General features: G+C 64.1%; 13 protein-coding genes. 7 read left to right on the top strand and 6 right to left on the bottom strand.

Features of this window, described 5'->3' with window-relative positions; translation table 11 throughout:
- Positions 1-155 precede the first annotated feature (155 nt).
- The 3 genes from xdhA to xdhC are packed head-to-tail and all read left to right on the top strand — an operon-like array spanning position 156 to position 4,671.
- Positions 156-1,673 (top strand): xanthine dehydrogenase small subunit, encoded by a 1,518-nt coding sequence (gene xdhA, locus PPGU16_RS12990; protein WP_180720348.1) that lies wholly within the window; start codon positions 156-158, stop codon positions 1,671-1,673.
- Between the two features lie 30 nt (positions 1,674-1,703).
- Entirely contained in the window at positions 1,704-4,058 is a 2,355-nt protein-coding gene (gene xdhB, locus PPGU16_RS12985) for a xanthine dehydrogenase molybdopterin binding subunit (RefSeq protein ID WP_180720347.1), read from the top strand.
- Positions 4,059-4,080: 22 nt separating this feature from the next.
- Positions 4,081-4,671 (top strand): xanthine dehydrogenase accessory protein XdhC, encoded by a 591-nt coding sequence (gene xdhC, locus PPGU16_RS12980; protein WP_180720346.1) that lies wholly within the window; start codon positions 4,081-4,083, stop codon positions 4,669-4,671.
- Position 4,672: 1 nt separating this feature from the next.
- Here xdhC and PPGU16_RS12975 read toward each other — a convergent pair whose 3' ends face one another.
- From PPGU16_RS12975 to PPGU16_RS12965, 3 genes are all read right to left on the bottom strand, one after another.
- The gene (locus tag PPGU16_RS12975) at positions 4,673-5,701 is read right to left on the bottom strand and encodes a LysR substrate-binding domain-containing protein (RefSeq protein WP_180720345.1); all 1,029 of its coding nucleotides are present in this window, start codon (positions 5,699-5,701) and stop codon (positions 4,673-4,675) included.
- Between the two features lie 243 nt (positions 5,702-5,944).
- Complete coding sequence (locus tag PPGU16_RS12970; protein WP_180720344.1) at positions 5,945-6,589, bottom strand: 2-hydroxychromene-2-carboxylate isomerase; 645 nt, start codon at positions 6,587-6,589, stop codon at positions 5,945-5,947.
- 167 nt (positions 6,590-6,756) lie between these two features.
- On the bottom strand, positions 6,757-8,322 hold the full coding sequence (locus PPGU16_RS12965) for a TAXI family TRAP transporter solute-binding subunit (RefSeq protein WP_180720343.1): 1,566 nt from the start codon (positions 8,320-8,322) through the stop codon (positions 6,757-6,759).
- 547 nt (positions 8,323-8,869) lie between these two features.
- Here PPGU16_RS12965 and PPGU16_RS12960 point away from each other — a divergent pair.
- The 3 genes from PPGU16_RS12960 (at position 8,870) to PPGU16_RS12950 (ending at position 12,394) form a co-directional block, all read left to right on the top strand.
- Positions 8,870-9,223 (top strand): BON domain-containing protein, encoded by a 354-nt coding sequence (locus PPGU16_RS12960; protein WP_180720342.1) that lies wholly within the window; start codon positions 8,870-8,872, stop codon positions 9,221-9,223.
- 575 nt (positions 9,224-9,798) lie between these two features.
- Complete coding sequence (locus tag PPGU16_RS12955; RefSeq protein ID WP_243460543.1) at positions 9,799-11,919, top strand: D-(-)-3-hydroxybutyrate oligomer hydrolase; 2,121 nt, start codon at positions 9,799-9,801, stop codon at positions 11,917-11,919.
- Positions 11,920-12,139: 220 nt separating this feature from the next.
- Positions 12,140-12,394, top strand: a complete 255-nt coding sequence (locus tag PPGU16_RS12950) for a hypothetical protein (protein ID WP_180720340.1) — start codon at positions 12,140-12,142, stop codon at positions 12,392-12,394.
- A 37-nt stretch (positions 12,395-12,431) separates the two neighbouring features.
- Here the strand turns inward: PPGU16_RS12950 and PPGU16_RS12945 are convergent, their stop codons facing one another.
- Positions 12,432-13,220 (bottom strand): sulfite exporter TauE/SafE family protein, encoded by a 789-nt coding sequence (locus PPGU16_RS12945; RefSeq protein WP_180720339.1) that lies wholly within the window; start codon positions 13,218-13,220, stop codon positions 12,432-12,434.
- Positions 13,221-13,527: 307 nt separating this feature from the next.
- On the opposite strand from PPGU16_RS12945, the gene rarD reads away from it, so the two are divergent.
- Complete coding sequence (rarD, locus tag PPGU16_RS12940) at positions 13,528-14,403, top strand: EamA family transporter RarD (RefSeq protein ID WP_180720338.1); 876 nt, start codon at positions 13,528-13,530, stop codon at positions 14,401-14,403.
- Between the two features lie 19 nt (positions 14,404-14,422).
- Here rarD and PPGU16_RS12935 read toward each other — a convergent pair whose 3' ends face one another.
- Positions 14,423-15,070, bottom strand: coding sequence for a LysE family translocator (locus PPGU16_RS12935; protein WP_180720337.1), 648 nt, complete (start codon positions 15,068-15,070; stop codon positions 14,423-14,425).
- An 801-nt stretch (positions 15,071-15,871) separates the two neighbouring features.
- On the bottom strand, positions 15,872-18,925 hold the full coding sequence (locus PPGU16_RS12930; protein WP_180720336.1) for an efflux RND transporter permease subunit: 3,054 nt from the start codon (positions 18,923-18,925) through the stop codon (positions 15,872-15,874).

Genomic DNA, 18,925 nt, shown 5'->3' with positions numbered 1-18,925 from the left:
GCGTCCGCGCCCGTCTCAATTTATCGCTCCAGCTATATGTCCTCCATGCGATCGGACCTATGGGTTGCGAATATTGATGATGCTACTTTTCGAACCATCAGCCGCACCGTCCGCACGCCCCACGCGGACGCGAACAACCGAAACGAGCACGAGACATGAGCCAGCCGATCCGCTTCTACCATCGCAACGCGATCCGTGAGATCACCGACGCACCCGTCACCCGCACCGTCCTTCAATACCTGCGCGAAGACGCGCGCTGCACGGGCACCAAGGAAGGCTGCGCGGAAGGCGACTGCGGCGCCTGCACGGTGGTGATCGGCGAGCGCAACGACGCGGGTGGCGTCAGCTTCAAGGCGGTCAACGCGTGCATCCAGTTTCTGCCGACCCTCGACGGCAAGGCGCTCTTCACGGTCGAAGACCTGCGCCAGCCCGACGGCAGCCTGCATCCCGTGCAGGAGGCGATGGTCGAGTGTCACGGCTCGCAGTGCGGTTTCTGCACGCCGGGCTTCGTGATGTCGATGTGGTCGATGTACGAGAAGCACGGCCACGAGCACGCATGCGCGAACAGAACCGTGCCGGACCGCGCCGATATCGCCAACGCGCTGACGGGCAACCTGTGCCGCTGCACCGGCTATCGTCCGATCATCGAAGCGGCCGAGCGCATGTTCGAGTTGCCCGCGCCCAAAGCGCCCGTCGACGTCAAGGCGCTCGCCAGCAAACTCGCGACGCTCGAACGCGGCGAAACCTTCCACTACGAACGCAACGGCCAGCAGTTCGATGCGCCGCGCACCGTCGCCGCGCTCGCGAAGATCAAGGCCGACGCGCCCACGACGCGCATTCTCGCCGGCAGCACCGACATCGGCCTGTGGGTCACGAAGATGATGCGCGACCTCGGCCATATCGTGTACGTCGGCCAGATCGCGGAATTGCAGAAGATCAACGTGACGGCGGACTGGATCGAGATCGGTGCGGGCGTCACGGTCGAGCGCGCGTATGCCGAGCTGGCGAAGCAGTACCCCGAACTCACCGAGATGTGGCAGCGCTTCGCGTCGCTGCCGATTCGCAACGCGGGCACGATCGGCGGCAATGTCGCGAACGGTTCGCCCATCGGCGACTCGATGCCGGGCCTGATCGCGCTGGGCGCGCGTGTCGTGCTGCGCGGCGGCGAGATCGAACGCGAACTGGCGCTGGAAGACCTGTACCTCGCGTATCAGAAGAAGGATATGGCCGAACACGAGTTCGTCGTCGGTCTGAAGGTGCCCGCGCGCAACGAGGCGCGCAAGCACTTCCAGTTCCGCACGTACAAGATTTCGAAGCGCTTCGACTCGGATATTTCCGCCGTGTGCGCCGCGTTCTCGTTCATCGCCGATGGCGAGACGATCCGCGAACCGCGCATTGCGTTCGGCGGCATGGCCGCGACGCCGAAGCGCGCGACGCACGCCGAAGCCGCGCTCGCCGACAACGAATGGCACGAAGCGACCGCGCAGATCGCGATGCTCGCGCTCGCAAAGGACTATCAGCCGCTCAGCGATATGCGCGCGACCAGTGACTATCGCCTCGAAGCCGCAACGAACACGCTGTACCGCTTCTGGCTCGAAACGCGCCCGAACAATCCGCTGCAAAAGAGCGCGCTCGATGTGCGCGCGGTATTGGCAGCAGGCGCTGCGGCCTGACGGACAAAAAGGAAACGGAGAACCAACAGAATGAACCAGCAAGCCGAACCGTTCCTGAAGGACGCGAAAGAACTCGCGGAATTCACGCAAGTCCACGTGTCGCGTCCGCATGAATCCGCCCATCTGCACGTGAGCGGCCGCGCCACCTACACCGACGACATCCCCGAACTTGCCGGCACGCTGCACGCGGCGCTGGGCACGTCTCAGAAAGCGCACGCGAAGATCCTGTCGATGTCGTTCGACAAAGTGCGCGCGACGCCCGGCGTCGTCGCCGTGTTCACCGCAGACGACATTCCCGGCCACAACGACTGCGCGCCGATCGTAAAAGGCGACGACCCCATCCTCGCCGATGGCATCGTCCAGTATGTCGGGCAGCCGATGTTCATCGTCGTCGCGACGTCGCACGATGCCGCGCGTCTCGGCGCACGTCGCGCGGACATCGAATTCGAGGAGCTGCCCGCCGTGCTGACGGCACAGCAGGCGCGCGCCGCGAACCAGAGCGTGATTCCGCCAATGAAGCTCGCGCGCGGCGATGCCGCTGCGAAGCTGCAACGCGCGGCACATCGTGAAGCGGGCGAATTACTGCTCGGCGGCCAGGAGCAGTTCTATCTGGAAGGGCAGATTTCCTACGCGGTGCCGAAGGACGACGACGGCATGCTCGTGTATTGCTCGACGCAACACCCGACCGAAATGCAGCACCTCGTCTCGCACATGCTCGGCGTGCATTCGCACAACGTGCTGGTCGAGTGCCGGCGCATGGGCGGCGGTTTCGGCGGCAAGGAATCGCAATCGAGCATGTTCGCGTGCTGCGCGTCGCTCGCGGCGTGGAAGCTGTTGTGCCCGGTCAAGCTGCGCCCGGACCGCGACGACGACATGATGATCACGGGCAAGCGGCACGATTTCCACTACACGTACGACGTCGGTTATAACGATGAAGGCCTGATCGAAGGTGTGACGGTCGACATGACTTCGCGCTGCGGGTTCTCCGCCGATCTGTCCGGCCCCGTGATGACGCGCGCCGTGTGCCACTTCGACAACGCGTACTTCCTGTCGGACGTCGCCATCGACGGTTTCTGCGGCAAGACGAACACCCAGTCGAACACGGCGTTTCGCGGCTTCGGCGGTCCGCAGGGCGCGTTCGCGATCGAGTACATCATGGACGATGTCGCGCGTTCGCTCGGCAAGGATTCGCTCGACGTGCGCCGCCGCAACCTGTACGGCAAGACTGAGCGCAATCAGACGCCGTATGGGCAGATCGTCGAAGACAACGTGATTCACGAACTGATCGACGAACTCGAAGCCACCAGCGACTATCGCCGTCGCCGCGCGGAGATTCTCGAATTCAACCGCAACAACGAAGTGCTGAAGAAAGGCCTCGCGCTCACGCCTTGCAAGTTCGGCATCGCGTTCAACGTGACGCACTTCAATCAGGCAGGCGCGCTCGTTCATATCTACACCGATGGCTCGGTGCTCGTGAATCACGGCGGCACGGAAATGGGCCAGGGCTTGAACACGAAGGTCGCGCAGGTCGTCGCGCATGAGCTTGGCGTGAGCTTCAACCGTGTGCGTGTGACGGCGACGGATACGTCGAAGGTGGCGAATACCTCGGCGACGGCGGCATCGACGGGTTCGGACCTGAACGGCAAGGCCGCCCAGGATGCCGCGCGCCAGTTGCGCGAGCGTCTGGCCGCATTCGCCGCCGAAAAGTTCGGCGCGGGCGATGTGACGTCGGCGCAGGTGCGTTTCGCGGGCGACTGCGTGCTGGTCGGCGAAGCCATCGTGCCGTTCGAAGAAGTGATCGCGAAGGCGTATCTCGCGCGCGTGCAGTTGTGGTCCGATGGCTTCTACGCGACGCCGAAGCTCTACTGGGATCAGGCGAAGCTGCAAGGCCGGCCGTTCTTCTATTACTCGTATGGCGCGGCTGTGTCGGAAGTCGTGATCGACACGCTGACGGGCGAAATGCGCGTGCTGCGCGCCGATGCGTTGCACGACGTCGGCGCGTCGCTGAACCCTGCCATCGATGTCGGTCAGGTCGAAGGCGGCTTCATTCAGGGCATGGGCTGGCTGACGACGGAAGAGTTGTGGTGGAACGCGGGCGGCAAGCTGATGACGCACGCGCCATCCACCTACAAGATTCCGACCGTCAACGATACGCCGCCCGATTTCCGCGTGCGGCTCTTCAAGAACCGCAACGCGGAGGACAGCATTCACCGTTCGAAGGCGACGGGCGAGCCGCCGTTGTTGCTGCCGTTCTCGGTGTTCTTCGCGATTCGCGACGCTGTTGCCGCTGTCGGCGATTACAAGGTGAACCCGCCGCTGAACGCGCCCGCAACCGGCGAGGAAATCCTCAAGGCCGTTCGTGCCGTTCGCGCCGCTGGACACTAAACTTTAGAAGAGGGCGTTCGTCATGATGCACGTTCCGACTTTCGCGCAGATGCCGGTTCAGATTGGCCGGCGCAGCGGTCACGCGACGCAGTTGCCGCCGCCGATGCACGTCGTGCTGTTCGGCGCGGGCCATGTCGGCCATGCGCTCGTCGCGCTGCTTGGCCGGCTGCCGTGCGTCGTGCAATGGGTCGACGAACGCGACGAACTGTTCCCCGACGAAGTGCCCGCGAACGTGCAGATCGAAGCGACGGACACGCCCGATGCCGTCGTCGACGAAGCGCCTGCAGGCGCGTTCTTTCTCGTGATGACGCACAACCACGCGCTGGATTTCACGCTGACGGAGCGCATCATGCGGCGGCGCGATTTTGCGTACTTCGGGATGATCGGCTCGAAGACGAAGCGCGTGAAGTTCGAGCGGCGTTTGCTGGATCGCGGTGTCGATCCACAGCGGCTGTTCGAGATGACGTGTCCGATTGGTGTGCCGGGCATCGTCGACAAGGCGCCGACTTCGATTGCGGTGGCGGTATGCGCGGAGCTGTTGCAGGTGAGGTCGCAGCAGATTTCGCTGGCTGATTTTGCGTCGGTTCAGGAAGCGGATTGCGTCGACGCCTGATTCACTGACTGATTCCTCCAACGGGCGCAGCGGGGTGACTCGCGGCGTCCGTTTTTTTCTCCCCTTTCAATTCCTTCGCCGTTCCCCGCGCGCGCCTTGCCTTCTTCGCCACCAGCATCTCCGACACCTGCGCCATCAAGCCGCGCAACCATTCGATATCGCCAGGCCGGTCCGGCTGTGGATGCCACATCTGATAGCACTTGATGCGCGGAAACGGAATCGGCACATCGATGACGGCCAACGGCAGCATCTCCGCATAATGCAGCGCGAAGCGGCGCGTCGTCGTGAAGATGAGATCCGATTGCAGTAGCACGTGCGGCACGAGTCCGAAGTACGGAAGTGTCGCGACGATGCGGCGAGCCGCATGCGCGCGCGCGAAGCCCGTATCGATTGCGCCGCCGCGCGCGCCGCTGTAATGAGCGGGCGCAAGATGCGGCGCGGCGAGATAGGCGTCGCGCGTGAGCGGCGCCTTCGCGAGCGGATGATCGGCGCGCATCATGCACACGACGGTATCGGAGAACAGGTCGCTGCGCTCGAATCGCGCGTCCGGCTTCGGCCAGTTGCCGATCACCAGATCGAGTTCGCCGGCATCGAGCGCGGATGCATGATCGAGCAGTGGCCCGAGCGATTCGATCTCGAGCCGCGCATGCGGCGCCGCCTCGCGGAATTGCGCGATCACGGTCGGCATGAAGAAGTCGTTCAGATAGTCGGGCGCGGCGATGCGGAACGTGCGGCGCGAGCGAGCCGGATCGAAGTCGCCGTGCGGCGTCGCGACGAAATCGACGTCGCGCAATACTTTCTGCACGGACGCGAGCAGCGATTCGCCGTATTCAGTCGGCACCATGCCCGACTTGCCGCGCACGAGAATCGGGTCGTTCAGGGTTTCGCGCAGCTTGCGCAGCGCAGTGCTGATGGCCGGCTGTGTCTGGTTGAGCCGCAACGCGGTCTGCGTGACGCTGCGCTCGACGAGCAGCGTGCGCAGCACGCGCACGAGCCAGATATCGAGTGAAGCGGCGTTGTCGTCGTCCATGAATCGGCGGGGCGGGGATGGCCCGTTGAAGGCTTTCGAATGCTTGTGTCGAACGGTGCATGGCGATGCAGCGGCGTCCATTTGCCCGACGCCTCGCCGCATGCGCGCGCGAAGCTATAACCTTAGGCCGTTTTGCCATGCGCGGGCCATAGCGCATGCCCTATGACGGGCATCACAACCGGCGATCTGCCCACTTGCTGGGCGCCACGCTGCGCCACGTCATCAATGGCCGCGGACGCGCGCTCAGGCCTTCGCCAGCGCCGACGGCAACGATGTGATCCGCTTCACTTCCTTCGAGTCCAGCCAGTTCGGCGTGCGCGCGCAATAGAGGACCATCGGCAGCGCATCTTCGCCCCAGAACAGCTGCTTGTTCAGCCAGAACGTCGGCACGCCGAACACGCCGATCGCGATGGCGTCGGTGCTTTGGCGCATCAGCTGCGCGCGCGTCGCTTCACGCTCGATCAGTTCCTGGCCGTCCGGCACGTTCAGCTTTTCGCACAGCGCGGCGAAGCCTTCGGCGCTCGACGGATCGCGCCCGTCACGCCAGATGAAGCGGAAAATCTCCCGCACGGTTTGCAGGTCGGAGCCAAGCGCAATGGAGAGCAGCATCGGCTTGGTCGAATCGAACGGATGCGCGGGCGGCATGCGGAACGGAATGCCCAGTTGCTCCGCGCGAAACAGCGCATACCGGTACGTGAAAATGCGTTTCGCGGGCACGTCGTAGGCGACCCGCTGGCCCCAGTGGCGATACAAGTCGTTCAGCAACACGGGCGTCAGCACGAACGGCAGTTCAGGCCATTTGTCGTGCTGTTCGAGCAGCAGGTACGAGAACGGTGAGACAAAGTCGTAAAACCACAGTGGCTGCGTGGCGTCGATGCCATCGGTCATGATGTCTCCCGGTTGCCGGAATTGGTGGGCCGCCGGCGATGCCGCTACGGCCCGTTCTGGTTGTTTCGATCTTACGCGGAGCAAGCCGCGTGCGCATCATTTGACAAAATGGCGTTGCCGCGGCCGCGCATGCCGCGGCGCGGGTTTGGCGCACGCGCCAACGGCTGTCAGGAGGTGCGGGCGGGACGATCGCCGCCGGGTCCGGCTTCGTTTTCGTGGCTGTCAGGCTTGTCGTGATTCTCTTGCGTCGCGTGGCTCTCGTGCATTGCCGCACGGGCTTCGGCGCGGCCCACGGCGGCGGGGCGCTCATCTGCCGCACCAGGCGTACCCGGCGTACCCGGCGTGCCCGCGTCACGCGCCGCGGCCGCATCTGAATCTCGGGTCAGGCGCGCTCGCACGAAACCGATATGCTCGCGCAGCACATAGAACTGATCCGCATACGCAAGCGGCATCTTCAGACCGTTGACCGACTCCTCGATCTTGTCGAGCCGCACGATGAGCGCCTCGCGCTCGGCCGCCGATGTTTCGTTGAGCGCCTCGCGCTCGATCGCGATCAGCGCGCCATACCAGCGGTAGATACGCGACTTCACGCGCCACGCATACAGCGACGGCACGAGCCGCAGCCCCGGAATCAGCACGACGATGATCGGCACCAGCACGACCAGCAGCCGGTCCGCGAGGCTCGCCAGCCAGAACGGCAGCACGCGGTACAGGAAGCTCTTGCCCGACTTATAGTAGCGGGCGGCGTCCTCGCTGATCGGGAAGTCGTGCGCGAGCGGCGCGGGGAATTCGCCCGCGCGCTGCAACGCCGTCGCCTTGCCGTGCACTTCGTGCGCCGCGTCGATCAGCAGATCCGACAACGCGGGGTGCAGCGAATCTCGGGCGACCAGTTCGGCTGTCGGCGCGATCATATGCAGCGTGGTCGACGGCAGGTTTTTGCCGAGATCGAACGAGCCCATCGGCATTTCGAGCTGCGTCAGATACGGGAAGCGCTTCGCGTACGCGGGTGCCTGCGTGAAGTCGTAGAACTGCACGCCCGCCGTGCGATACAGCTTGCCCATCACGGGCGGCTGCGCGGAGTCGCCCGTCAGGATCGCCGCGTCGATCTTGCCTTCCGTCAGCGCTTTGGCGGCGTCGTCGCCGGACAGCGGCAGCAGCTTCGTCGGGCCGTCGGGCGTGATGCCGTTCGCCTTCAGCAGTTGCAGGGCAAGCTCGCGGGTGCCGCTGCCTTCGGCGCCGATTGCGATGCGCTTGCCCTTGAACTCGGACAGCAGCGTGATCATCGGCCCGCGATAGAAAATCGCCACGGGCACATATGAGACGCTGCCGAGCGACATCAGATCGTCAGTCGATTTGGACGGCGCGATGCCGTCCTGCACGAAGCCGACGTCGATGTCCGCGTGCGGGTCGGTCAGACGGCGGTAGTTGTCGAGCGAGCCTTCCGTCTCCAGCACGTTGAGGGTGATGCGGTTGCGCGCGAGGATTTCCTTGTACTTCTGCGCGGCGACCCAGAAGGTGCTGCCCTTGGGGCCGGCGGCCATGGTCAGCGTATTGGGCGGGGCGGGCTGGATCAGCCGCACGGCGATGTAGATCGCAACGGCGCTGATTATCAGGATGGGCCCGAACGATACAGCGAGATCGCGCCAGGAGATCGCCACGAAGCGGGCGACGAGGCGGGGCGGCGGCTTGCGGTCAGAGGGGCGTTCCGGGCGACGTCCGTCGGAAGGCTTCATGGGAATGCTTGTGCGGTCGGATGAATTCGCGCCGATGGTACAGGAGATTGACGCCCCGGCGGCACGTGCGGCGGGCTCGGGGCGTCGAAAACGCGTAACAAAAAGTGACCTGGAAAGACGCGATGCGGCCCACGGCGCCCGCACGGCGGCCGTTGAAGCATGCCTGGCACGGCAGTTCCGTTTTGCTTCGGACGGGAACGGGCTGCAACGGGAACCGCGCACAACGCGCGATATCCTTTGCAGAACTTGCGCGGCTAGATTACATTGGCAACGCTGCCGCGCATCGACGTTGGCGCAGCGCGACCCGGCCAGACTGACGAGACCAGGGCACGCTGCCAACTGTGCGGCGCACGGCCGGTGTCATGCACCGCTGCGCGGTGGATCGCGCCGGCCGTCATCCTTTCTAATGCCTCTCTCGCAGACCGTGACAACGCTCCTGGCTCGCCATGCCTCGTCGCGCCTTCGCGCGCGCGTGCAGTCGGGCCGTCCGTAGTCGTAACCAAGCCGCAGTCAAACGCGGTCCAAACCAAAGCAAAAAGGAGAAGGTATGAAATCGGTCGATTTTCTGAAGGCACTGGGTGGTGTTGTCGCAATGGTTGTCGCATGCCACACGTATGCCCAGGCAAGCGACTCCACGGCCGCCGGCACGATGGCAGCACCCGCCGCTAACTCGAAGGCCGCCAAGCAGGAAAACCGCGCGCTGGGCAAGAAGGTCCGCTCGGCCCTCGCGAAGGCGCAAGGCCTCGACGTGTCGAACATCAACGTTCGCGCTCGTGGCGGCGCAGTCACGCTGACGGGCACGGCCCCCGACAACAACCAGATCCAGCAGGCTGGCGAAGTCGCTAAGGGCGTGGCTGGCGTGACGTCGGTGTCGAACAAGATCAACGTTCAGCAGCAGTAAGCGGCAAGGGCCGCGCCGCCGCACGACGGACCATGATCCGGCTCGCGGGCAGCGGCCAGCCGGTCGCCTGACGAACGGCACACTGCAATGTTGCGGCGTGCTTACCGGTCAGAATGACAAGCGGGCTCCCGTTTTTAACGGGAGCCCGTTTCGTTTTGAGCCGCGTTTGGTTGCGCGCGCATCCGGTACGGGCGTCGAAACGCGCGGCAATACGCGAGCAAAGGCAGGCTTTGCTCTACGAAACGGGACGGCGCGCGTAGCGTCTCTTTACGTGGACATCGCTCACGCGGGCGCGGCGAAGCAAGCATGACGGGCGTTTGCGGCTCTTTCAGCGTAATGCGGCGGGCGTCGCATGCCTATGGATGTCTCTGGATCAGGACGACGCGCGTGGCGATCGCGCACGCCTGATCGCGCGCGAACCGGCGTCGCGCAAGCCATCAGGCGACAGCGCCGCGAAGGGCAGAAGATCGGCGCGAAACTTGCATTGCAGCAGCCGCCGCAGCCGCGCCCGCTGGGTGTCGGCTGATAGCGGATGGGCGCGATACGGCATCGACAACAAGACAATGGAGACGGTAATGACAGGGAAACTGTTGTTCAGACGTGCTGCCACTGCCCTTTGCTTCGCCACCGGTTCGATCCTGCTCGCCGCGTGTGGCCACGGCGACGATCATCAGAACCAGACCGCCAACGCACTGCCTTCGTTCGTGGTGTCGGCAAGCGTGACCACCACGACTTACGACGGCAACAGCGACGATCTGCTGACGGCCGGGCTCGGCAAGACGGGCCTCGGTTCCGCGACGGCGCCTTCGTTCTCGAACCCGGCGAGTCCGACAGCGGCGGAGTTGCGCCGGCTCGCGATCTGGTCGAACTACCGCGCGCTCGTCGACATGTCGGCGAATGGCGGATATGGCCGCTTCTGGGGGCCCAACGTCGATCTGAACGGCAACGACACGCTCGGCGAAGGCAAGATCGCCGGCACCGAATACCTCGCGTACGCCGACAACGGCACCGGCCAGCAGAACGTGACCTTGATGGTCCAGGTGCCCAGCACGTTCGATCCGAACAATCCGTGCATCGTCACGGCGACGTCGTCGGGCTCGCGCGGCGTGTACGGCGCGATTTCGGCGGCGGGCGAGTGGGGCCTCAAGCGCGGCTGCGCAGTCGCCTACACCGACAAGGGCAGCGGCAACGGCGCGGAAGAAATGCAGACGGGACTCGTCACGCTGATGAACGGCACGCTATCGGCGGCGGCAGGCGCGGGTACGGCGAGCCTGTTCACGGCGAACGTGTCGTCGGCGGCTCTGGCGGCGTTCAACGCCGGCTTTCCGAACCGCTATGCGTTCAAGCACGCGCACTCGCAGCAGAACCCCGAACAGGACTGGGGACACGACACGCTCGACGCGATCCAGTTCGCATACTGGGCGCTCAACCAGCAGTTCGCGCCGACCATCAACAACAACCCGCAGCAGCATGGCGTGCGCTACGGCGCGGGCAGCATCACGACGATCGCGGCCTCCGTCAGCAACGGCGGCGGCGCGTCGCTCGCGGCCGCCGAGCAGGACACGCAAGGGTGGATCACGGCTGTCGTGGTCGGCGAGCCGCAGATCAATATGAACATGGCGTCGGCGGCGAAGGTGTTCGAAGGCGGTGCGCAGATTCCCACGGCGGGCGCGCCGCTCGCGGACTACATGACCTACGCGAACATGCTGATGCCGTGCGCGGCAGCCGCGACGGCGGCGACGGGCGCACCGTATCTGACGGCGCTGCCGCTCGCGACCACTCAGGCGATCCGCACGGCACGCTGTGCATCGCTGGCGGCGGGCGGCTTCGTGAGCGGCGTGGACGCGACGAGCCAGGCCAACGACGCGCTCGCGAAACTGCACGCCGCCGGCTACGAAACCGACTCCGATCTGCTGCACGCGCCGATGTGGGATTCGCAGGCCGTGCCTGCCGTCGCCGTGACGTATGCGAACGCGTACACGAAGTCGAGCGTGACCGACAACCTGTGCGATTTCAGCTTCGGCACGACGAACGCGACGACGGGCGCAGCGGGCGTCGCGCCAGCCGTCGCGCCGATGCCCTCCATATTCGGCCTCGGCAACGGCGTGCCGCCGACCAACGGCATCAACCTCGTCTACAACGTCTCGCCGGCGGGCGGCGCGGATCACCGGTTCGCCACGGCCGACGGCAGCTTCACGGGCGCCGCGTGTCTGCGCGCGCTGTGGACGGCGGGCGACGCGCGCATGCAGCAGAACGTCAACGCGATCCGCGTGAACGCGAATCTGCATGGCAAGCCGGCCATCATCGTGCAGGGTCGCAGCGATGCGCTCGTGCCCGTGAACCACGCGTCGCGCGCGTATCTGGCGATGAACAGCATCACGGAAGGCTCGAAGAGCCAGCTCGCGTTCTATGAAGTGCTGAACGGCCAGCACTTCGACGCGTTCCTGAGCGTGGCAGGCTTCGACACGCGCTTCGTCCCGGTGCATTACTACAACATCCAGGCGCTGAACCTGATGTGGAATCATCTGAAGGGCGGCGCGGCGCTGCCGCCGTCGCAAGTGATCCGCACGGTGCCGCGCGGCGGCACGGCAGGCGCCGCGCCCGCGCTGACGACGGCCAATCTCCCCGCGATTTCGACGAGCCCGGGTTCGAACGCGATTCAGGTGGGAGCAGGCGTGGTGAACGTGCCGAAGTGATGCAATAGAGACGCGGCTCGCCGTCCGTTGCACGAGAAGCGGCGGGCCGCATGACAGGCGCGTGACAGGAATCCGGGCGTAACTCGCCAGCCGGGAATGGACTGTGCGCCGGCCATCGCCCAAACGCGACGGACGTTCGTTCTTGTGCGCCGTGACACACAAATTACCCGTCGGGTGCAGTACTGTGAAGCTATCGACGATGCTTCACGGAGCGACGGCCATGGACACGATCCGCTTCACCTACACCGACCTTCCCATCGGGGAGCGCGCGGCGTTCGAGCTGGTGTGCGCGCGGCACGGTTTCGCGCCAGCGCATTTCGACATCAGCGCGAGCGACGATCCCGACGACGCGTCGCATCACTCGCGTCTTCTGACGATCCGGCGCGGCGGCTGGGCGCAGTCGTATCACGAGGACAAGGCCGGCCACTGGGTCCGCCAGTTCGAATCCGACCTGAACTGCCGCTTCTTCAAGTGATCCGCCACGCGCGGCGGGCGTGCATGCCCGCTCGCCGTCAGGACAGGACGAGTCGCACGCCGACCAGCGTCAGCGTCGCCGCGAGGAGATTGCGCAGCAACTTTTCGGGCGCTTTCGACGACAGATAGCTGCCGATCACGATGCCCGGCAGCGAACCGACCAGCAGCGACAACAGCATCGACCAGTCGATCGAGCCGAGCAACCAGTGCCCGGCGCCCGCGAGCAGCGTGAGCGGCACGGCGTGCGCGATATCGGAGCCGACGATGCGCGTGGTCGGCAGCATCGGATAGAGAAGCAGCAGCACGGTGACGCCGATCGCGCCCGCGCCGACCGAGGTCAGCGACACCAGCACGCCGAGGATCGCGCCCGTCAGCATCGTCAGTGCGAGCGTGCTGCCCTGGCCTGTCGCGCGCTTGCGCGAAGCCGCGAGCCGGGTCAGTTGCGGCCGGAAGATCAGCGCGACCGCGGTGATCAGCAGCGCCACGCCCAGCACGATGGAGATCAGATGGCCGCCGCGCGTCGACGTCATGCCGTAGCGGTGCAGCAGGATCAGCGTGAGCGTGGCGGCGGGCACGCTGCCCGCGGCGAGGCGCAACGTCACCTGCCAGTCGATCGACCCCTTCACGCCATGCACGAGCGTGCCCGTCGCCTTGGTCGCGGCGGCGTACAGCAGATCCGTGCCGACGGCCGTCGCCGGATGGACGTTGAACAGCAGGACGAGGATCGGCGTCATCAGCGAGCCGCCGCCCACGCCCGTCAGTCCGACCAGAAAGCCGACGAACAGACCCGACGCGGAATACAGGAGATCGATATGGGGAAGTGCCATTGCGCGGACCGCGGACGGTCTTAAAGGGTTGCGGGGGTTGCAGGCGAGCTTGCCGGTGGCCGTGCGTCCTGCTGCCTTTCAGATGATCCCAACGGGCGTTCATGCTGGCCGGCGGCGCGGCGAAAGACCGCTATTGTCGCAAAACCGGCGCGGCCGCGTACGAATGCGGGCGGATACCGTGCATCGGGCTGTCCCGACAGACGGCTTACAATAACCGTTTCGGGCGACCAGCGTGCGCCGGACGGCCCGCTGGCGGGCCGCTTCTGTCTCTGCTTCCCCGTGCCTTTCCATCCGCAGACCGATAAAAATGAATCCCGGCGTCGCCTACGCATTGCTCGCGTTCACCTTGTGGGGACTTTTCCCTGTCTACTTCAAATCGCTGCACCAGATTTCGCCCGTCGAGATGCTTGCGCACCGGATGGTGTGGTCGATGCTGTTTCTCTTCATCGTGCTCACCGTGCGGCAGCAGTGGCGCTGGCTTGCGCCTGTGCTGCGCGATCGCCGCTTGCTGGTTCGTTTCGCCGCGAGCGCGCTGTTGCTGTCGACGAACTGGGGCATCTATATCTGGGCCGTCAACGCGGGGCATATCGTCGAGGCGAGCCTTGGCTATTTCGTGAATCCGCTGATCAACGTGCTGTTCGGCCTTGCGTTTCTCGGCGAGCGACTGCGGCGCGTGCAGTGGCTTTCCGTCGCGATTGCCGCTTGCGGCGTGCTGTACCTCACCTGGGAAAACGGTCATCCGCCGTGGATCAGCCTGACGCTCGCATTCAGCTTCGCGGGCTATGGCCTGCTGCGCAAGACGGCGCAACTGGGCGCGCTCGAAGGGTTGACGCTCGAAACGGTGCTGCTCTTTCCTGTTGCCGTGCTGTATCTGTTTTTTGCGTCGTCGCATGGCGAGAGCGGATTCGGCGCGGCGTCATTCGGCGTGAAGGTGCTGCTCGCGCTGGCCGGGCCGATTACGGCCGTGCCGCTCCTGCTGTTCGCGGCGGGTGCGCGGCGCATTCCGCTGTCGATGCTCGGCCTGATCCAGTATGTGACGCCGTCGCTGCAACTGATCATTGGCGTGCTGATCTATCGCGAGCCGTTCGGGCAGGCGCAGCTGATCGGCTATGGCGCCATCTGGATTGCGCTCGCGCTGTATTCGCTCGATGGGTTGTGGCGAGCGCGGTTTGGGCGGGCTTAGGGCGCCCGCTACCAGGCGGTCAGATTGCGCGCTTGACCTCGATGACGCCGAACACGGCCAGCGCCAGCCCCGCGATGCGGTCGATGATCACGCGCAGCTTGTGACCGATCGCATGCCGCGCGAGCGACACGGCCGTCACCAGGAAGCACCACCACGCGATCGATCCGCAGAACACGCCGAGCACGGTCGTGAGCGCGACACTCGATGAAAACGGTCCGCGCGGCGCGAGCGTCGTGAAGAGGGCGGCGAACATGATGACCGTTTGCGGATTGGTGAGGGTGAGCAGCAGGGCGCTGGCGAAGGCCTTTATGGCGCCTGAGTGTCCTATGGTGCTGAGTTTTCCTTCGGTGTTGTTGCCATTGTCGCCGTTGTCGGCGGGGACTTTTTGCAGCATCGTGCGGATGCCGAGGTAGAGCAGGAAGAGGCCTGCGATGATGTGGAGCGGCTTGTCGTAGGCCAGCATGAAATGGGAGACGCTCACCAGGCCTAGCGCGGCGATCAGGCCGTAGATGGCGTCCCCGCCGGCTATGCCCAAACCGATCGCGAGGCCCGCGCGGGGGCCGTCCGTCAACGTCCGGCGGATGCAGAGCATGCCCATCGGGCCGACGGGGGCGGCCACTGCGAGGCCTACGCCTGCGGCTGTCAGGAAGAGTGATGCGTTGAACATTTTTTTGCTCCTGGGTTTTTGTCTGCGAACGCTGGTGTGGTTTGATATTGCTGTCGCTGGCATCCGCGGTTTGTTTCCGGTTCGCAAGCGTTGCCCCTGTGCGGGGCGGCACCTACTTTTCTTTGCCGCCGCAAAGAAAAGTAGGCAAAAGAAAGCGGCTCACACCGCCAGATCTAGTATTTGCCTGAGGGCCCCCAAAGGGTCTTACGCTTCACACGGCAACCAGGTGACTCACGTTCGTTGCCGGCGCTCTTGCCGTACGCCTCACCCACTTCAAGCACCCGCATCACAGCACGCCGCGCCAGATAGTCCACCGCCGCCCAGGTGGCAAACTGTGTGTAGGCCGTAGTACCTCACAGACCTCACTCCGGACCGGTAGCGTACACGCCCCACTCTGTAGGAGCGCTCGCCTATACGACGCGACAACCTACACACAGTTTGCCGCTATTGGGCTGAAAGTGTTTGGCGACGCTGGCTATTTTATGGGAATTCGAAGTGGGTGATGCGCTTGTTTAGAGCGTTGGCAATCCACGCAAACAAGTGTGCTTCCGTGTGAAGCGTGGGGACGTTGGGGGCCCGTGGGTAATAACAAGAGCTGGCGGTGTTAGCCGCTTTCTTTTGCCTACTTTTCTTTGCGGCGGCAAAGAAAAGTAGGTGCCGCCCCGCACAGGGGCGACGCTTGAAGCACGAAGACATAACGCGGATGCCAGCGCAAAGGCAAGCACACCGCGCGGCGACGCATGCAGCGCAAAGGCAAAAGACGAAAACAACAACAAAACCAAAAAAGCCCCCTTTGCATCCTCAAACCACAACCGGCTGACTCCGATCCTTATGATGATCAGCGGCCAAAAGCATATACATCGCAGGCACAACAAACAGCGTAAACAGCGTGCCAATAGAAAGCCCGGAGAAGATCACAAGCCCCATTGCATTCCGCCCAGCGGCGCCAGCGCCCGACGCGATCACCAAAGGCAAAACCCCAAGCACCATCGCGGCGGTAGTCATCAGAATAGGCCGCAATCGCACAGCGGCAGCCTCCTCAAGCGCCTCGCGCTTCGAACGCCCTGCACGTTGCAACTCATTAGCGAACTGCACAATCAAAATACCGTGCTTGCTAACAAGCCCCATCAAAGTAACCAGCCCAACCTGCGTATAGATATTGAGCGTCGACAGCCCGAGATTAATAAAGATCAACGCCCCAAACAATGCCATCGGCACCGACACAAGAATCACAACAGGATCGCGAAAACTTTCGAACTGCGCGGCCAGCGCCAGAAACACAATGATCGTCGCGAACATCAACGTAATCACAAATCCGCCCGACTCCTGCACGAACTGTCGCGACAACCCGGAGTAATCCGCGCTATAGCCAGTCGGCGCGGCATCGGTCGTGGCCTTGCGCAGAAAGTCGAGTACTTCGCCCTGCGAAATCCCCGGCGCAATCACACCGGAAATCGTCGCCGAGTTCAACTGCTGAAAGTGATTGATCGACTCCGGCACCACGTTCTGCTTCAGATGCGTGACGGTCGACGCCGGTATCACGCTGCCATCCGGCGTACGCAAATAATAGTCGAGCACCTGCGTCGGATTCAAACGATCCGTTTGCAGTACCTGCGGAATCACCTTGTACGAGCGCCCCGCAATCGAAAAGTAATTCACGTAGTTGCCGCCCAGCGCTGCACCCAGCGTCTGCCCGACATCGCTCTGCGTGAGCCCAAGCGACGCAACCTTATCGCGATCCACGACCAGCACGCTCTCCGGCTTGTCGATCTTCAGATCGCTATCGACGAAAAAGAACATGCCGCTTTCGCGCGCTTTCTGCAGCACGGCCTGCGACACTTCGTTCAGGTTCTCGAACGGCTCCGTCGTGCTGATCACGAACTGCACCGGCAAGCCCTGCGCGCCCGGCAATGGCGGAAACTGGAACGCGGCCACGCGCGCGCCCGCGATGCCGTTCCACTTCGCCTGCAACTCCTGCTGTAACTGCGTCGCGTTCTTCTTGCGCTTGTCCCACGTCTTGAACAGCACGCCGCCAATCCCCTGATTCAGCGTCGGCGCACCCGTCAACTGGAACATCTGCGAATACTCGGGCATGTCCTTCGAGATGTCGAACACCTGGTCCGCGTAGGTCTGCATCTGCTGGATCGTCGCATTCGGCGGCCCTTGGATCTGCGACAGCACGATGCCCTGGTCCTCCTGCGGCGCAAGCTCCGATTGCGAGGTCATGAACAGATACACGGTGCCGCACAACAGCAGCGCTCCCATCACGATGAACACGGGCCACGTGTCGAGCATCGAATGCAAAAGCCGTTGATAGCCGTGATGCACACGCTCGAACTGTCTGTCGACGAAACGCGCGAAGCGTCCCGACTCCTGATCCATGCGGAAAAATCGCGAACACATCATGGGCGACAGGCTCAGCGCGATCACACCCGATACGGCCACCGCGCCCGCCAGCGTGAACGCAAACTCGGTGAATAGCGCGCCCGTCAGCCCGCCCTGAAAACCGATGGGCAGATACACGGCGATCAGCACGACCGTCATCGCGAGAATCGGCCCGCCCAGCTCGCGCGCGGCGATCATCGCGGCTTCGAACGGCTGCTTGCCTTCCTCCTTCATGTGCCGGTCGACGTTCTCGACCACGATGATCGCGTCGTCGACCACGAGTCCGATCGCGAGCACGAGCGCGAGCAGCGTCAGCAGATTGATCGAATAGCCGAGCAGCTGCATCACGAAGAACGTGCCGATCAGCGACAGCGGCATCGCGATCACCGGCACGATCACCGCGCGGAAGCTGCCGAGGAACAGGAAGATCACGACCGTCACGATCAGCAGCGCTTCGACGAGCGTCTTCACCACTTCTTCGATCGCGGTGTTGATGAAGTCCGTCGCGTCGTAGACGATGTCGCCCGTCATGCCCGTCGGGAACTGCTTCTGCAGGTCGGGAAAGATCGCCTTTACGCGCTTGGCCACATCGAGCACGTTCGCGTCCGGCGCGACCTTGATGCCGATGAACACCGATCGCTTGCCGCTGAACGCGACGTTGAAGTCGTAGCTGTCCGCGCCGAGCACGACATTGCCCACATCTTCGAGGCGCACGATCGCGCCGTTCTTCTGCTTGACGACGAGCTTCCTGAAGTCTTCGACGGAATGCAGGTCGGTGCCCGCGTTCAGATCGACGCTGATCATCTGCCCTTTGGTCGTGCCGAGCGTCGCCAGATAGTTGTTGTTGCCGAGTGCCGCGAACACGTCGGAAGCCGTCACGTTGTGCGCGGCGAGCTTCGTCGAATCGAGCCAAGCCCGCAACGCAAACTGCCGCCCGCCGAGAATTTCCGCCGTCTGCACGCCCTGGACGGAATCGAGCTTCGGCTTCACGACGCGCAGCAGATAGTCGGTGACGTTGTTGCTCGGCAGCACATCGCTGTAGAAGCCCATGTACATCGCGTCGGTGGTCTGGCCGACCTGCACGGTCAGCACCGGCTGCTGCGCTTGCGGCGGCAACTGGTTGCGCACCGACGCGATCTGGGTATTGATCTCCGTCAGCGCGCGGTTGGAGTCGTAGTTCAGACGCAGCGTCGCGGTGATCGTCGAGAGGCCCGTCGTGCTCGACGACGACATGTAGTCGATGCCCTGCGCCTGCGCGATCGCGGACTCGAGCGGCTGCGTGATGAAGCCGGCCATCGTGTCGGCGCTCGCGCCGTAGTACGCGGTCATGATCGTGACCACGCCGTTTTCCGTCTGCGGATATTCGCTGACCTTGAGCGTCGACAGCGCACGCAGGCCGAGCACGAGAATCAGCAGGCTCACGACGGACGCGAGCACCGGCCGTTCGATAAAGATATCGGTGAATTTCAT

The organism is Paraburkholderia largidicola (genome assembly GCF_013426895.1).
GTDB lineage: Bacteria > Pseudomonadota > Gammaproteobacteria > Burkholderiales > Burkholderiaceae > Paraburkholderia > Paraburkholderia largidicola.
Note: the sequence above shows the minus strand (reverse complement) of the source record. Positions and strands in the feature narration are given on the sequence as shown.

What these genes read in the sequence shown, in the direction of transcription:
- xdhA (WP_180720348.1), top strand. Translation starts at nt 156, where the DNA reads ATGAGCCAGCCGATCCGCTTCTACCATCGCAACGCGATCCGTGAGATC.
- xdhB (WP_180720347.1), top strand. Translation starts at nt 1,704, where the DNA reads ATGAACCAGCAAGCCGAACCGTTCCTGAAGGACGCGAAAGAACTCGCG.
- xdhC (WP_180720346.1), top strand. Translation starts at nt 4,081, where the DNA reads ATGATGCACGTTCCGACTTTCGCGCAGATGCCGGTTCAGATTGGCCGG.
- PPGU16_RS12975 (WP_180720345.1), bottom strand. Translation starts at nt 5,701, where the DNA reads ATGGACGACGACAACGCCGCTTCACTCGATATCTGGCTCGTGCGCGTG.
- PPGU16_RS12970 (WP_180720344.1), bottom strand. Translation starts at nt 6,589, where the DNA reads ATGACCGATGGCATCGACGCCACGCAGCCACTGTGGTTTTACGACTTT.
- PPGU16_RS12965 (WP_180720343.1), bottom strand. Translation starts at nt 8,322, where the DNA reads ATGAAGCCTTCCGACGGACGTCGCCCGGAACGCCCCTCTGACCGCAAG.
- PPGU16_RS12960 (WP_180720342.1), top strand. Translation starts at nt 8,870, where the DNA reads ATGAAATCGGTCGATTTTCTGAAGGCACTGGGTGGTGTTGTCGCAATG.
- PPGU16_RS12955 (WP_243460543.1), top strand. Translation starts at nt 9,799, where the DNA reads ATGACAGGGAAACTGTTGTTCAGACGTGCTGCCACTGCCCTTTGCTTC.
- PPGU16_RS12950 (WP_180720340.1), top strand. Translation starts at nt 12,140, where the DNA reads ATGGACACGATCCGCTTCACCTACACCGACCTTCCCATCGGGGAGCGC.
- PPGU16_RS12945 (WP_180720339.1), bottom strand. Translation starts at nt 13,220, where the DNA reads ATGGCACTTCCCCATATCGATCTCCTGTATTCCGCGTCGGGTCTGTTC.
- rarD (WP_180720338.1), top strand. Translation starts at nt 13,528, where the DNA reads ATGAATCCCGGCGTCGCCTACGCATTGCTCGCGTTCACCTTGTGGGGA.
- PPGU16_RS12935 (WP_180720337.1), bottom strand. Translation starts at nt 15,070, where the DNA reads ATGTTCAACGCATCACTCTTCCTGACAGCCGCAGGCGTAGGCCTCGCA.
- PPGU16_RS12930 (WP_180720336.1), bottom strand. Translation starts at nt 18,925, where the DNA reads ATGAAATTCACCGATATCTTTATCGAACGGCCGGTGCTCGCGTCCGTC.